Here is a 13869-nt window from a genome sequence, read left to right on the forward strand (position 1 = left end):
CCCCGCCGGACTCCGCCAAGACCTTCGTGATCGCCGCCGTCAGCGACGTCTTGCCGTGGTCGACGTGACCGATCGTGCCGATGTTGCAGTGCGGCTTCGTGCGGGCAAACTTCTCTTTGGCCATGGTAGCCTCCGGTTCGATGAGGGGTGCGCGCCGGACCTGCGGTCAGGCCGGCGACGCGGATGGGATGTCGAGGAAAGACTTACGCGTACTTGGCGATGACCTTGTCGGCTTCGCCGCGCGGCACTTCCTCGTAGTGGTCGAACTGCATCGTGAAGTTGGCGCGGCCCTGCGAGAAGGAGCGCAGCTGGTTCACGTAGCCGAACATGTTGGCGAGCGGCACCATCGCGTTGATGACGTTCGCGTTGCCGCGCATGTCCTGGCCCTGGATCTGGCCGCGGCGGGAGTTGAGATCGCCGATCACCGAGCCGGTATACTCCTCCGGCGAGACGACCTCGACCTTCATCACCGGCTCGAGCAGCACGGAGCCGCCCTTCTGCAGGGCCTCGCGCAGCGCCGCCCTGGACGCGATCTCGAAGGCCAGCGCCGAGGAGTCGACGTCGTGATAGGCGCCGTCGATCAGCTCGACCTTGATGTCGACCACCGGGAAGCCGGCGAGGATGCCGGCGCCGAGGACCGAGTTGAGCCCCTTCTCGACGCCCGGGATGTACTCCTTGGGCACCGCGCCGCCGATCACCTTCGAGGCGAACTCGAAGCCCTTGCCCGGCTCGTTCGGCTCGACCACGAACTTCACCCGCGCGAACTGGCCGGTCCCGCCGGTCTGCTTCTTGTGGGTGTAGTCGATCTCGGTCCGGCGGGTCAGCTTCTCGCGGTACGCCACCTGCGGCTGGCCGATGTTGGCGTCGACCTTGTAGGTGCGGCGCAGGATGTCGACCTTGATGTCGAGGTGGAGCTCGCCCATCCCGCGCAGGATGGTCTGGCCCGACTCCTGATCGGTGGAGACGCGGAAGGACGGATCCTCGGCCGCGAGCTTGGCGAGCGCGATGCCGAGCTTCTCCTGGTCGGCCTTCGACTTCGGCTCGACCGCGATCTCGATGACGGGCTCCGGGAACTCCATCTTCTCGAGGATCACGACCTTGACCGGGTCCGACAGCGTGTCGCCGGTGCGGGTGTCCTTGAGGCCGGCCAGCGCGACGATGTCGCCGGCGAAGGCTTCCTTGACGTCCTCGCGGTTGTTGGCGTGCATCAGGAGCATGCGGCCGACGCGCTCCTTCTTGTCGCGCGAGGAGTTGAGCACGTTGGCGCCCGACTCGATCTTGCCCGAGTACACGCGGCAGAAGGTGATCGTGCCGACGTGGGGATCGTCCATGATCTTAAAGGCGAGCATGGAGAAGGGATCGGTGTCCGTCGGGTGACGAACGATCTCTTCCTCGGTCTTGAAGTCGAGGCCCTTGATCTCGCCGCGGTCGGCGGGAGACGGCAGGTAATCGACGACCGCGTCGAGCAGCGGCTGAACGCCCTTGTTCTTGAACGCCGAGCCGCAGAGCACCGGGTGGAAGGCGCGCAGCTGCACGGCGCGGCGGACGAGCTTGCGAAGGGTCTCCTCGCTCGGCTCGACGCCGTCGAGGTAGGCGGTCATGGCTTCGTCGTCGAGCTCGACGCAGGCCTCGATCATCTTGGTGCGGTACTCGACCGCCTGATCCTTCAGGTCGGCCGGGATCTCTTCCTCGTCGTAGTTGGCGCCGAGCGCCTCACCCGACCAGACGATCGCCTTCATCTTGATCAGGTCGATCACGCCCTTGAAGGTGTTCTCGGCGCCGATCGGCAGCTGCAGGCATACCGGCTTGCCGGCGACGCGGGTGATGATGTCGGCGACGCACTTGAAGAAGTCGGCGCCGATCTTGTCCATCTTGTTCACGAACACGACGCGCGGGACGTCGTACTTGTCGGCCTGGCGCCAGACGGTCTCGGTCTGGGGCTCGACGCCCTGGTTGCCGTCGAGCACGCACACCGCGCCGTCGAGCACGCGGAGCGAGCGCTCTACCTCGATGGTGAAGTCGACGTGGCCGGGCGTGTCGATGATGTTCAGGCGCTTCTCGCGCCAGAAGCACGTCGTCGCGGCGGACGTGATCGTGATGCCGCGCTCCTGCTCCTGCTCCATCCAGTCCATGGTGGCGGCGCCCTCATGGACCTCGCCGATCTTATGGGACTTGCCGGTGTAGTAGAGGATCCGCTCGGTGGTCGTGGTCTTGCCGGCATCAATGTGGGCCATGATGCCGAAGTTGCGGTAGTCCTCGATCGCGTGGGTGCGGGGCATCGGGATCTCTCCGAAAGGGGCGTCGGGCCGCTTACCAGCGGTAGTGCGAGAAGGCGCGGTTGGCTTCCGCCATCCGGTGCGTGTCTTCCCGCTTCTTGACGGCGTTGCCGCGATTGTTCGCGGCATCGAGGAACTCGGCCGAGAGGCGCTCGACCATGGTGCGGTCGTTGCGGCCGCGGGCGGCCTGGATCAGCCACCGGATCGCCAGCGCCTGCCGGCGCTCGGTGCGGACCTCGACGGGGACCTGGTAGGTCGCGCCGCCGACGCGCCGGGAGCGCACCTCGATCATCGGGGCGACGTTCTCGAGGGCGGCGCGGAACACCTCGATCGGGTTGGCGCGGGCGCGGTTCTCGACGATCTCGAAGGCGCCGTACACGATCCGCTCGGCGACGGACTTCTTGCCCTCGTACATGATCGAATTCATGAACTTGGTGAGGACGATATCCCCGTACTTCGGATCGGGGATGATCTCACGCTTCTCGGCAGAATGGCGACGGGACATTGCGGAACTTCCGAGGGATAAGGATCTAAGCACCTCGCGCAGGCCGCCTTGAGCCACTCCTGAAGAGCGCCGGCGACATCCTTACGAGGCAGTGGAATGCCGTGTTGGCCGCCCGGGCAAAACGTCCGGACGGGAAGATCTTACTTCGGGCGCTTGGCGCCGTACTTGGAGCGGCGCTGCTTGCGGTTCTTGACGCCCTGCGTGTCGAGCACGCCGCGGAGGATGTGGTAGCGCACGCCCGGAAGGTCCTTCACGCGGCCGCCGCGGATCATCACCACCGAGTGCTCCTGAAGGTTGTGGCCTTCGCCCGGGATGTAACCGATCACCTCGAAGCCGTTGGTGAGGCGGACCTTGGCGACCTTGCGGAGCGCCGAGTTCGGCTTCTTCGGGGTCGTCGTGTAGACGCGGGTGCAGACGCCGCGCTTCTGCGGGCAGGCGTTGAGCGCCGGCACCTTGTTGCGGCTCCGCTGGATCTTCCGCGGCTGCGCGATCAGTTGGTTGATCGTCGGCATCCTGTGCCCTCTTCCTCCGGATCGCGACGAAGCGCGATCCCGTGCGACGTAACGTGGCTCCCTGCGGAGCCGCCCACGAACCTCCCGAAGGAGATCCGCAAAACGAATATGCGCCAGGGGTCGGTGAGGACCCTTGGCGCGCTGTCGGCAGAGGAGCACCCCTGTTAAGGCAGGCGCGCTCGTACCTACTGATCTGACGAGAACGTCAGGCGATGTGAGCCTTCGACGGTGGATCGGCGCGTCGTCGACGAACGGATGAGCGTGATGCTCAGCCTCGTCAGCAGCCCCCGGGCCGTTCGAAGTGGCGCGCTTCTAGCCTCCATCGCCCGAGGGGTCAATGGTTTCCGGCCGATTATCTCGCATCCGACGAGAGGTTAAGGTTTTGTGCGGGACGGTTGCCCGAAGCGATCCGCCTCCGGGTCTCCGTGCCGGTTCACGCGCCCGGCGAGCGTGCGAATGTCGTGGTCTGCGTACCGCGAGGCCGCGGCTCGTGCCGTCGGGCCCGTGCAGACCGGTGGCGGCGTTACCTTGGCGGCGGCTATTCCAGGCGGCGCTCGGGCCCGGGGCGATCACCTCCGCGCCCATCGGGACGCGTTCCCTGATCACGTCGACCTCCCATAGCCCGCGCGAGGCCGGAGCTTGCTCGTCGGGTGGGCGACCTCGTCAGCGCGGCGCACCGTGCCGGATCGGGGCAGGTCGGGCACAGCCCGCTTCGACAGCGCTCACAGAAGATTAAAGCGATTCGTCGAATTGTCCGCTTCGTCGGGACGGCGCGATGCGCACCCGACCATGCGATGTGGCGACGGTCAGGGTGATGCGTATGGGTAGCGTTTCGAGTGCGGCCGAGAACGTCGTCCCCTTCCGGCGGATCGCCGCCGCGGGCCGGCCTCTGCCGTACGAGGGCGGCGTCCGCGAGGGCCAGGCCCAGCGCCGGTCCGAGCAGCGCGCGCTGATGGATGCGGTCTATGCCACGGGGACGCTCACGGTGGCGGCGGGCGACCGCGAGACCAAGCTGATCGCGTCCCGGCTGCAGGTCTACGGCTTCCTCACCGTCGAGGAGGTCGAGCCGGAAGGCTCGCTGCGCCGCCTGCGTCCCTCGGAGGCGATCCGCGCCCGGGCCGAGCGGCCGTGGCGCCTGTCGAAGCCGGCCTATGCCGGGCTCTCCGTGAGCATCCCGACGATCGACGACTTCCTGTTCGAGCCGGCTGGCTTTTCGGCGTGAGCCTTCGCGCCGTCTGAGCCGAGGCGCCGGCCCGTCCGGCATTCCCCATTCGGGGCTTCATAACGAAGAAGCGCGCCGCCCTCCCGGGCCGGCGCGCTTCTTCGTTTCGGTGTGCCGCTTCGGAGGGGCGGTGCGGACTACGCCTCGCCCTCGTCGAGCTCGTCCTCGGTCGGCTTGGCGTTCTCCAGGATCTTCTCGGCGACGAGCCCCGAATTTTGCCGGATCGACGTCTCGATCTTGCCCGCGATCTCGGGGTTGTCGCGCAGGAACCCCTTGGAGTTCTCGCGGCCCTGGCCGAGCCGCTGGCTGTTGTAGGAGAACCAGGCGCCGGACTTCTCGACGATGCCGGCCTTGACGCCGAGATCGATCAGCTCGCCGACCTTCGACACGCCCTCGCCGAACATGATGTCGAACTCGACCTGCTTGAACGGCGGCGCGACCTTGTTCTTCACGACCTTGACGCGGACCTGGTTGCCGATCGCCTCGTCCCGGTCCTTGAGGGTCGAGATGCGGCGGATGTCGAGACGGACCGATGCGTAGAACTTCAGCGCGTTGCCGCCCGTGGTCGTCTCCGGGCTGCCGTACATCACGCCGATCTTCATCCGGATCTGGTTGATGAAGATCACCATGCACTTCGAGCGCGAGATCGAGCCGGTGAGCTTGCGCAGCGCCTGGCTCATCAGGCGGGCCTGGAGGCCGGGCTGGCTGTCGCCCATCTCGCCCTCGATCTCGGCGCGCGGCGTCAGCGCCGCCACCGAATCGACCACCAGCACGTCGATCGCGCCGGAGCGCACCAGCGTATCGGTAATCTCGAGCGCCTGCTCGCCGGTGTCGGGCTGCGAGATCAGCAGGTCGTCGAGCTGGACGCCGAGCTTGCGCGCGTAGACCGGGTCGAGGGCGTGCTCGGCATCGACGAAGGCGCAGACGCCGCCCTTCTTCTGGGCCTCGGCGATGGTGTGGAGCGCGAGCGTGGTCTTGCCCGACGATTCCGGCCCGTAGATCTCGATGACGCGGCCGCGCGGCAGGCCGCCGACGCCGAGCGCGATGTCGAGGCCGAGCGACCCGGTGGAGACGGTCTCGACCTCCGCCACCTTGTCGTTCTTGCCGAGCCGCATGATCGAGCCCTTGCCGAAGGCCCGCTCGATCTGGGACAGCGCGGCGTCGATCGCCTTCGCCTTGTCCTTGTCCACCATGCCGGGGGTTTCCACCACTTTCAGTGCGGCCTGAGCCATCGTGCGGCATCCTTATGCAGGGGTTGGGCGCGCATCTCAATGCGCTGGAACCTGCATTTGATGTACCCGTTTTGTTCTCATCGAGCAAGGGCGGAATCGGCTCGCCGAGGAGCCTTTTCCGCGCCTGCCCGCCGCCTCACGGCTCGGCCATCGTCGCCTTCACCGTCTCGACGAGCTGCTTCAGGCTGAAGGGCTTGGGCAGGAAGTTGAAGGTCTCGCCTTCCGGCAGGTTCTTGCGGAAGGCGTCCTCGGCATAGCCGGAGACGAAGATCACCTTGAGCTCCGGCAGGTGCTTGCGGATCTCGCGCAGCAGGGTCGGGCCGTCCATCTCCGGCATCACCACGTCAGAGACGACGAGGTCGATCTGGTGGCCGCCCTCGCGAACGATGTGCAGCGCGTCGATGCCGGAAGCGGCCTCGAGCACGGTGTAGCCGCGGGCCGACAGCGCGCGGCTGTTGACGGCGCGGACCGGATCTTCGTCCTCCACGAGCAGGATCACCCCCTGCCCGGTATGGTCGGCCGAGGGTTTTCGCGGGGGCGCCTTCGGGGTCGGCGGCGCGGGCGGATCGCCGACGAGGACGAAGCTTTCGCCCGGCGCCTGCGCTGCGGTGGCGGGAGCGGACGCGTCGGCAGTCGGGCTCGGCAGCGCCGGCGTCGGCGCCGGCTCCGGCAGCGCCGCCGGCTCGTGGCGCGGCAGGTAGATCCGGAAGCTCGTGCCCTCGCCCACGGTCGACTGCACGTCGATGGTGCCGCCCGACTGCTTGACGATGCCGAACACCGTCGAGAGGCCGAGGCCGGTCCCCTTGCCGATCTCCTTGGTGGTGAAGAACGGCTCGAAGATTTTCTCCATCAGGTCGGCCGGGATGCCCTCGCCGGTGTCGAGCACCTCGATCAGCACGTGGTCGCCGGCCGGCGCGCCGCCGCGCCCGTCGGGCTTCGCCGCGGCGCCCGGGTCGAGCACGTTGGCGGTGCGGATCAGCAGGCGGCCGCCGCCGGGCATCGCGTCGCGGGCGTTGACCGCCAGGTTCACGATCACCTGCTCGAACTGGTTCACGTCGGCCTTCACCGGCCAGATGTCGCGCCCATGCTTGAGGTCGAGCCCGACCCGCTCGCCGAGCAGGCGCTTCAGCAGCAGCGTCAGCTCCGAGAGCGCCTCCCCGACGTTCATCACCTCCGGGCGCAGCGTCTGGCGGCGGGAGAACGCCAGGAGCTGGCGCACGAGGCCCGCCGCCCGGTTGGCGTTCTGCTTGATCTGCATGATGTCCTGGAAGGCCGGATCGGTCGGCTTGTGGCTCGCGAGCAGCAGGTCCGAGTAGCCGATGATCGCCTGGAGGACGTTGTTGAAGTCGTGCGCGATGCCGCCGGCGAGCTGGCCGACGGTGTCCATCTTCTGGGTCTGGGCGATCTGCTGCTCGAGCTGGCGCTGGGCCGTGGTGTCGAGGGCGTAGAGGATCAGCGGCTCGCGATCGGCCTCCTCCGGCTCCTGGCCCGGAGCGCCCTCCCCGCCGGCGGGGCTGAGCCAGACCCGCGCCGAGCGGTTGGCATTGCCCATCAGCATCACCTCGATCGGCTCGATCTCGGAGAGCCCGCTCGCCGCCTTGGCGAGCGCTGCATCGAGGGCCGGGCGGTCGCGCTCGACCACCGATTCGGCGACGTTCGGCTCCTCGGCGCCGGCGGCCGAATCGGCCACCGCGTGCCGCGGCAGGGTGCCGAACAGGCGCGCGAACGAGGCGTTCGCCCGCGCGATCCGGCCGGAGCGGTCCAGCGTCGCGATCGCGATCGGCGAGTTGTTGAGGAAGCGCGCGAGCCGCACCTCGGCGGCGCGCTGCGGCTCGTCGCTCTCGGCCCCGGCCGAGCGGTTGATGACGAAGGTCCGCGACGCGCCGGGCTTGCCGTCCTTGCCGAAGGCGACGCGGTGATACAGCCGCGCCGGCATCGGGTGGCCGTTGCGGCGGCGCAGGTCGAGGTCGAACCGGTCGGTGCGGACCTCGCCGGGGAGCCCGGCATTCTGGATCAGCGCGTCGGCGGCGGGCGCGATCTCGGAGAGGTGCGGGCCGCCGGGGCCGACGACCGCGAGGTCGTAGCCGAGCCAGGCCGCCAGCGTCGCGTTCATGTAGACGATCGCCCCGGTCGGATCGATCGAGAGGAAGCCGGCGGGCGCGTGGTCGAGGTAGTCGATCGCGTGCTGGAGTTCCTGGAAGACGTTCTCCTGGCGCTCGCGCTCGGCGGTGATGTCGCTGACCGTCCACAGCGAGGCGGCCCGTCCCGGCCGCGGAAGCGGGCGGACCTGGATGCGGTACCAGGCGAAGTCGCGCCCCCTGGCGCTCGCCGCCGGCGGCGGCGACATCCGCACCTCCTCGGCGTGGCTGCGCCCGTCGCGGGCGCCCTGGGACAGGCGGTAGATCGCCTCCGACACCTCCGGCGAGCCGACGAAGATCCGCTCGACCGGGCGCAGCGTCGAGAAGCTGTCGCCGCCCGCGACGTGGAGATAGGCCTCGTTGGCGTAGATCAGCCGGCCGCCCTCCTCGACCACGACGGTCGCCTCGGGGGCGGCGTCGACGATCGCCTTGGTGATGTCGTCGCGCCCGCCCTGCCCGCTGAGCTGGATCGCGCCGATCGCCATCGCGAACAGGAAGAACACGCCGGCCATGGCCAGCAGCGCCAGCAGCCAGATGATCAGCGACTGCGCCTGCTCGTTGGCCACGAACGACAGGCCTATCGCCGCCCCGACCAGCAGCCCGGCGAGGACGAGCAGCAATCCGACCCGCCCGGGCCGTTCCGACCGGTCGATCGAGCCCGAAACCGCGGGCGTGGGTCCACTCAGATCCGCCATCGGGCCTTGAATCCAGAAACGAAGGACCGGTTATGCCTTCACGCCGCCGATCGGCAAGGGCTGTCTTCCGGTCGGTCGCGGCGAAGCCTGACGGAGGAAGGTGGACAAACCGTGCGTACGGACCCGTCAGGCGGCCCGGCGGCGCAGGCGCATCACGAAGCCGATCACCTCGGCGACCGCCTTGTAGTGCTCGGCCGGGATCGCCTCGTCGATGTCCACGGTGGCGTGCAGCGCGCGGGCGAGCGGCGGGTTCTCCAGCACCGGCACGTCGTGCGCCTTGGCCAGCTCGCGGATGCGGAAGGCCAGGGAGTCGACGCCCTTGGCGACGCAGACCGGCGCGCCCATGCCGGCCTCGTAGCGCAGGGCCACCGCGTAGTGGGTCGGGTTGGTGATGATCACCGTGGCGGTCGGCACGGCGGCCATCATCCGCTTCTTCACCCGCTGCATCCGGATCTGCTTCATCCGGCCCTTCACCTCGGGGTTGCCGTCCGATTCCTTCATCTCCTGCTTCATCTCCTCCTTGGACATGCGCAGGCGCTGGCGCCAGCGGTAGCGCTGGTACAGGGCGTCGGCCATCGTGATCACGAGATGGATGGCGAGCACGCCGCCGAGCAGCTTGACGCTGATGCCGAGGATCGCGCTGAGGCAGGCCGCCGGATCGAGGCGGGCGAACACCTCGAGCCGGTCGCGGTCGCGCCACAGCACGGTGCCGACCACCACCCCGACGACCGCCATCTTGGCGAGCCCCTTGCCGAACTGGAACAGCGCCTCGAGCCCGAGGATGCGCTTGGCGCCGGCCATCGGCGAGATCCGCTCGAACTTCGGCCCGAGCGTCTCGGTGGTGAAGACCAGGGGGTGCTGCAGCAGGCCGGCGGCCAGCCCCGCCACCGCGACGAGCCCGACCGGGACCGCGAGCGCCTGGAACCAGATCGTCAGGGTGCGGCCGGCGATCCCCGCCATGGCGTGCGGGTCGTCGGGGACCGCGTGGGCGTTCATCAGGAAGCCGCGCATCTCGGCGAGCAGGCCGCGGGCGATGCCCGGCCCGGCGATCATCAGCGCCAGGGTGAAGGCGGCCAGGATCGCGAAGGTGTTGATCTCGGCGCTGGTCGCGACGTTGCCCTGCTCGATCGCCTGATCGAGCCGGCGCTGGGTCGGCTCCTCGGTCTTGTCTTCCTGCTCGGTCCCCTCGGCCATGGGTCAACGGCTCCCGACCTGGCCGGGGCCGCGGCGGCTGTGCGTCGTCGTGGTCACCGCCCGGCGAACTCGAGCAGGTAGCGGCCGAGGTCGTCCAGGAACACGGTCATCATCACGCCGAGCGAGCCGAACAGGATCAGCATGCCGATCAGCACCGAGGCCGGCACCGCGACGAAGAACACCTGCAGCTGCGGCATCAGCCGCGACAGCACCCCGAGGCCGAGGTTGAACAGGATGCCGAAGGCGATGAACGGCGAGGCGATCTGGACGCCGAGGGTGAACCCGCGGCCGACCGCCTTCAGCGCCAGCGTCGCCGCATCGCCGAAGGCCGGCACCGCCTGCGGCGGCAGCACCGCGTAGCTCCGCGAGATCGCGTCGAGCGCCACGTGGTGCAGGTCGGCCGCGAGGATCAGCGTGATGCCGAGCAGCGACAGGAAGTTGCCGAGCGCCGGCTGCTGGCCGCCCTGCGCCGGGTCGACGGTCATGGCGTAGGACAGGCCGAGCTGCTGCGAGACGATCAGGCCCGCGGTCTGGAGCGCGGCGAGGATCATCCGCACGGTCAGCCCGATCACCAGCCCGACCAGCGTCTCCGAGAACAGCAGGCCGATCAGCCGGGGCGCGCCGATCGCGTCGGGGCCCACCGCCAGCAGCGGCCTCACCATCGGGAACAGCAGCAGCGAGACCAGCAGGGCGAAGGACAGCCGGATGCGCGGCGAGACCGACTGCTCGCCGATGCCCGGCATCAGCATGATCAGCGTGCCGACGCGGGCGAAGGTCAGCAGGTAGGCCGCCGCGATCCCGGGCAGGAGCAGGTTCATGGCGCGTCATAGCAGCCGGCCGCCCGCCCCGTCTCACTGGCCGGCGGCGATGCGCGCGGCGATGCGGGTCATGTAGCCGGCGAGCGCGTCGCCCATGAACGGCAGCATCAGCAGGAGGGCGGCGAAGACCGAGACGATCTTGGGCACGTAGATCAGGGTCTGCTCCTGGATCTGCGTCAGCGCCTGGACCAGCGAGACCACGAGCCCGACGGCGAGCGCCACGAGCATCAGCGGCCCGGCGACCTTGAGGAAGACGAAGATGCCGTCGCGCGCGACGTCGAGGATGGCGAGGCCGGTCATGTGTCCGAGGTCCGATTGCTGACGAAATTCCAAGTCCCCGCGACGGGCGACCGGGTTCAGGCATCTCCGAAGCACCTCGAGACTCGGCCGCCGCCTTTCCCGGGCGCCTTCAGCGAACCCGGGATCCAGAGCCGCCGGCGGTGCCCGAGCTTGCCGCCGCGGCGGCTTCTGGATCCCGGGCCCTGCTTCGCAGCCCCGGGATGACGGGGGCGTTGTCGTCGGGCGCCTTTCGGCACCGTCGGATGCGTGAATCCGGTGGCCTGCCGGGGGCGGGAGAAGACGCGCTAGATCTGCATCCGCATGATCTCCTCGTAGGCCGAGATCATCCGGTCGCGCACCGCCACCATGGTCTGCAGGGCGGTCTCGCTCTCGGCCACCGCCGTGACCACGTCGACGACGTTGGCCTTGCCGGCGGCCACCGCCAGGCCCTGCGCGTCGGCCTTGCGGCCGGCATCGCCGACGCCGTCGAGCGCCTGGCCGAGCAGCTGAGTGAAGTCGTTGCCCGCCCCTTGCGTCGGCTGGATCTTCGGCGGCCCCTTGAAGCTGCCGACGTTCTGGACGGCGGCGTAGGCGCCGGCCGCGAAGTTGCTGCTGGCCATGATCGTGTCCCGCCTTCGCCTACTTCAGGATTTCGAGGGTGCGGGAGATCATCCTGCGCGTGGTGGTGACCATGTTGAGGTTCGCCTCGTAGGAGCGCTGGGCCTCGCGCATGTCCATGTTCTCGATCAGGCCGTTGACGTTGGGCATCCGCACCTCGCCCTTCGCGTCGGCGGCCGGGTTGCCGGGATCGTACTTGGTCCGGAACGCGGTCATGTCGCGGCGGACGCGTCCCGCCTCCACGAGGTTGGCGCCGGTCTCGCGGTCGACATGGCTCTTGAAGGTCGGGATCTTGCGCCGGTACGGCTCGCCGGTCGGCGTCTGCGGCGCCGAATCCGCGTTGGCGATGTTCTCGGCGATGATCCGCATCCGGCCGGACTGGGCCTTCAGACCGGCGGCGGCGATCGAGAGCGACTTCGTGAAATCCATGGCTCAAGCCTCCCCGATCATGTCTCGGCTCGCGATCACTTCTTGCCGATGGCGATCTTCAGGACATCGAGGCTCTTCTGGTACATCGACGCGGCGAGCTGGTAGTCCGACTGGTTGTCGCCGGACTTCATCATCTCGTCCTCGAGGTTGACGCCGTTGCCGCTCGGGCGGATCTCGAACTCGGTGACGCGGCGCGGATCGGCGCCGACGCCGGTGTCGCCCGAGGCGGCGATGTGCCCGACGCTGGTCAGCGTCATCGCGCTCCCGGTCGAGGCGGCGAGGCCGGTCGACCGGTCGAAGCTCGGCTGCGCCAGGTCGCGCGGGCGGAAGCCGGGCATGTCGGCGTTGGCGACGTTCTCGGCCAGGAGCTTCTGGCGCGCCTGATGCCACTGCATCTTGGTCCGGAGCATTCCCAGGAGCGGCATGTCGGTGACGGCCACGAGGGGGCTCCGGATTCGCGCGGCCCGGTCTCCGGCCGCCCGGCAAAATCTGCCGCCCGCTTGGTTAACGCCGGGTTAAGGTTTCCGCGGCCGGGCGCCGCAGCGAAGCTGTTAACGAAGACTTAACGATGATTGCCCGGCGGCGGGCCGGCCGTGATACTGACGGGGCGGTTTTGCGTAGGGCCCTCCCGGGCCCGTGAAGAACGAGAGTATCGTCCGTGCAATGGTTGCAGTCCGTGTTCGGGTCTGACGGCTCTCCGGTCGTGCAGTACGTCACCATCTTCGCCGTGATCTTCGCGGTGCTGACGGTGATCGTGCTGGTTGTGCGCCGGCTCGGCGGCGGCGGTCTCGCCGACGCGAAGCGCGGCGGTCAGCGCGCGCGCCAGCCGCGCCTCGGGATCGTCGACGTGTACGAGCTCGACCGGCAGCGCCAGCTGATCCTGCTGCGGCGCGACAACGTCGAGCATCTGCTGCTCGTCGGCGGCCCGAACGACGTGGTGATCGAGCGCCACATCCAGCGCGGGCAGCAGCGCGATCCGGCCCTGCGCCCCGAGGCGATGGCCGAGCCGCTCGCCGAGGCCGGGCTCGACCCCTTCCCGGGCCTCGAGACGCAGGCCCAGGCGGCGTTCCGGCCCGACTTCGCCATGCCGATCGTGCTCGCGCCGACCGTGTCCGGCCCGGGCGGCGCGCTCGCTTCCGTCCCGCCCCTCGACGCGGCGATCCTCGACGAGGCCGAACCCCGCCCGGATCGCGCTCCCGAGCTGCTCACGCCCGACGCGCGTCCGTCCGAGGCGATCGTCACCGGGCCGCGGCCGGACGCGCCGGCGCGGCGCCCGATGCGCCGGACCGCGCCGCCGCTGATCAACCCGCGCCCCGACGTCGCCTCCGAGCGCCCGCGCTCCGAGCCGCCGCCCGAGGAGCCCGCCTTCGCGCCGGCCGCGATCCCGCCGATCCCTCCGTTGCCGCCGGCCGAGCGTCGCCCGGTCGATCCCGCCATCCTCTCGGACATGGCCCGCCAGCTCGAGGCCGCGCTCGCCCGGCCGGCCTCGGCCGTGACCCCGTCGCCGTCGCCGGCCTGGACGGCGCCCGCGCCCGCTCCGAGCCCGGCACCCGCTCCGGCGGCGCCAGCCGCGATCGATCCGATGGCCGCGGCCATGGCGGCGCCGGTCGATGCCCCGGCCGGCGAGCCCGCGCCCGCACCGTCCGCGGAGAAGCCCGCACCCGCACCCGCACCCGCACCGGTCCCCGAGCCCGAACCGTTCCTGCCCGCTCCGCCGCCGGCCGAGCCGGTTCCTCCGCCGGCGCCGGCCGCACCGGTCGAGCCGCGGGCTGTATCTTATACACATCTAACGCATCAGACGATACTCCTTGAGTAAATCGCGGTGGTAGCCGTATCAAAAAAAAAAAAAAAAAAGACCGTCACCGCCGCATGGATGCGGATCGCCTCGTCCATCGCGGCGGCCTCCTCCGCCCGGGAGGCGTCGCGCATGTCGATCCACTTGAGGCCGTGG

At 69.4% G+C, this 13869-nt stretch carries 14 protein-coding genes and 1 pseudogene; 2 read left to right on the forward strand and 13 right to left on the reverse strand.

The window, feature by feature from the left end; genetic code table 11:
- The 4 genes from FV227_RS24760 to rpsL form a co-directional block, all read right to left on the reverse strand.
- Nucleotides 1-124, reverse strand: a 124-nt coding sequence (locus FV227_RS24760) for a GTP-binding protein (RefSeq protein ID WP_246686237.1), incomplete at its 3' end; no start/stop codon positions are given.
- A gap of 79 nt (nucleotides 125-203) precedes the next feature.
- Nucleotides 204-2279: an elongation factor G gene (gene fusA / locus FV227_RS24765; RefSeq protein ID WP_147728201.1), complete on the reverse strand. Its 2076-nt coding sequence runs from the start codon at nucleotides 2277-2279 to the stop codon at nucleotides 204-206.
- A 31-nt stretch (nucleotides 2280-2310) separates the two neighbouring features.
- Nucleotides 2311-2781 (reverse strand): 30S ribosomal protein S7, encoded by a 471-nt coding sequence (gene rpsG / locus FV227_RS24770; protein WP_147728202.1) that lies wholly within the window; start codon nucleotides 2779-2781, stop codon nucleotides 2311-2313.
- 140 nt (nucleotides 2782-2921) lie between these two features.
- Nucleotides 2922-3293 (reverse strand): 30S ribosomal protein S12, encoded by a 372-nt coding sequence (rpsL, locus tag FV227_RS24775; protein ID WP_066927123.1) that lies wholly within the window; start codon nucleotides 3291-3293, stop codon nucleotides 2922-2924.
- A gap of 820 nt (nucleotides 3294-4113) precedes the next feature.
- Between rpsL and FV227_RS24780 the strand changes: the two genes are divergently transcribed.
- Complete coding sequence (locus tag FV227_RS24780) at nucleotides 4114-4515, forward strand: hypothetical protein (protein WP_147728203.1); 402 nt, start codon at nucleotides 4114-4116, stop codon at nucleotides 4513-4515.
- 137 nt (nucleotides 4516-4652) lie between these two features.
- Here the strand turns inward: FV227_RS24780 and recA are convergent, their stop codons facing one another.
- The 8 genes from recA to flgB all read right to left on the reverse strand — a co-directional run bounded on the left by recA (nucleotide 4653) and on the right by flgB (nucleotide 12358).
- A complete protein-coding gene (recA, locus tag FV227_RS24785) occupies nucleotides 4653-5747 on the reverse strand; it encodes a recombinase RecA (RefSeq protein WP_147728204.1) in 1095 nt (364 codons plus the stop codon).
- A 136-nt stretch (nucleotides 5748-5883) separates the two neighbouring features.
- Entirely contained in the window at nucleotides 5884-8580 is a 2697-nt protein-coding gene (locus FV227_RS24790; protein ID WP_147860137.1) for a response regulator, read from the reverse strand.
- A gap of 126 nt (nucleotides 8581-8706) precedes the next feature.
- Nucleotides 8707-9774, reverse strand: a complete 1068-nt coding sequence (gene flhB, locus FV227_RS24795; protein ID WP_147728149.1) for a flagellar biosynthesis protein FlhB — start codon at nucleotides 9772-9774, stop codon at nucleotides 8707-8709.
- Nucleotides 9775-9827: 53 nt separating this feature from the next.
- On the reverse strand, nucleotides 9828-10592 hold the full coding sequence (gene fliR / locus FV227_RS24800) for a flagellar biosynthetic protein FliR (RefSeq protein ID WP_147728150.1): 765 nt from the start codon (nucleotides 10590-10592) through the stop codon (nucleotides 9828-9830).
- Nucleotides 10593-10625: 33 nt separating this feature from the next.
- Complete coding sequence (fliQ, locus tag FV227_RS24805; protein WP_147728151.1) at nucleotides 10626-10892, reverse strand: flagellar biosynthesis protein FliQ; 267 nt, start codon at nucleotides 10890-10892, stop codon at nucleotides 10626-10628.
- A gap of 284 nt (nucleotides 10893-11176) precedes the next feature.
- A complete protein-coding gene (gene fliE / locus FV227_RS24810) occupies nucleotides 11177-11491 on the reverse strand; it encodes a flagellar hook-basal body complex protein FliE (protein WP_147728152.1) in 315 nt (104 codons plus the stop codon).
- Between the two features lie 19 nt (nucleotides 11492-11510).
- Nucleotides 11511-11918, reverse strand: coding sequence for a flagellar basal body rod protein FlgC (flgC, locus tag FV227_RS24815; RefSeq protein WP_147728153.1), 408 nt, complete (start codon nucleotides 11916-11918; stop codon nucleotides 11511-11513).
- A 35-nt stretch (nucleotides 11919-11953) separates the two neighbouring features.
- On the reverse strand, nucleotides 11954-12358 hold the full coding sequence (flgB, locus tag FV227_RS24820) for a flagellar basal body rod protein FlgB (RefSeq protein WP_147728154.1): 405 nt from the start codon (nucleotides 12356-12358) through the stop codon (nucleotides 11954-11956).
- A gap of 218 nt (nucleotides 12359-12576) precedes the next feature.
- On the opposite strand from flgB, the gene FV227_RS30380 reads away from it, so the two are divergent.
- Complete coding sequence (locus tag FV227_RS30380) at nucleotides 12577-13734, forward strand: flagellar biosynthetic protein FliO (protein WP_147860138.1); 1158 nt, start codon at nucleotides 12577-12579, stop codon at nucleotides 13732-13734.
- Between the two features lie 41 nt (nucleotides 13735-13775).
- Here the strand turns inward: FV227_RS30380 and FV227_RS30095 are convergent.
- Nucleotides 13776-13869 (reverse strand): annotated as a pseudogene (locus FV227_RS30095) (allantoinase); the annotation flags it as partial.

It is taken from the genome of Methylobacterium sp. WL119 (assembly GCF_008039875.1).
Lineage (GTDB): Bacteria > Pseudomonadota > Alphaproteobacteria > Rhizobiales > Beijerinckiaceae > Methylobacterium.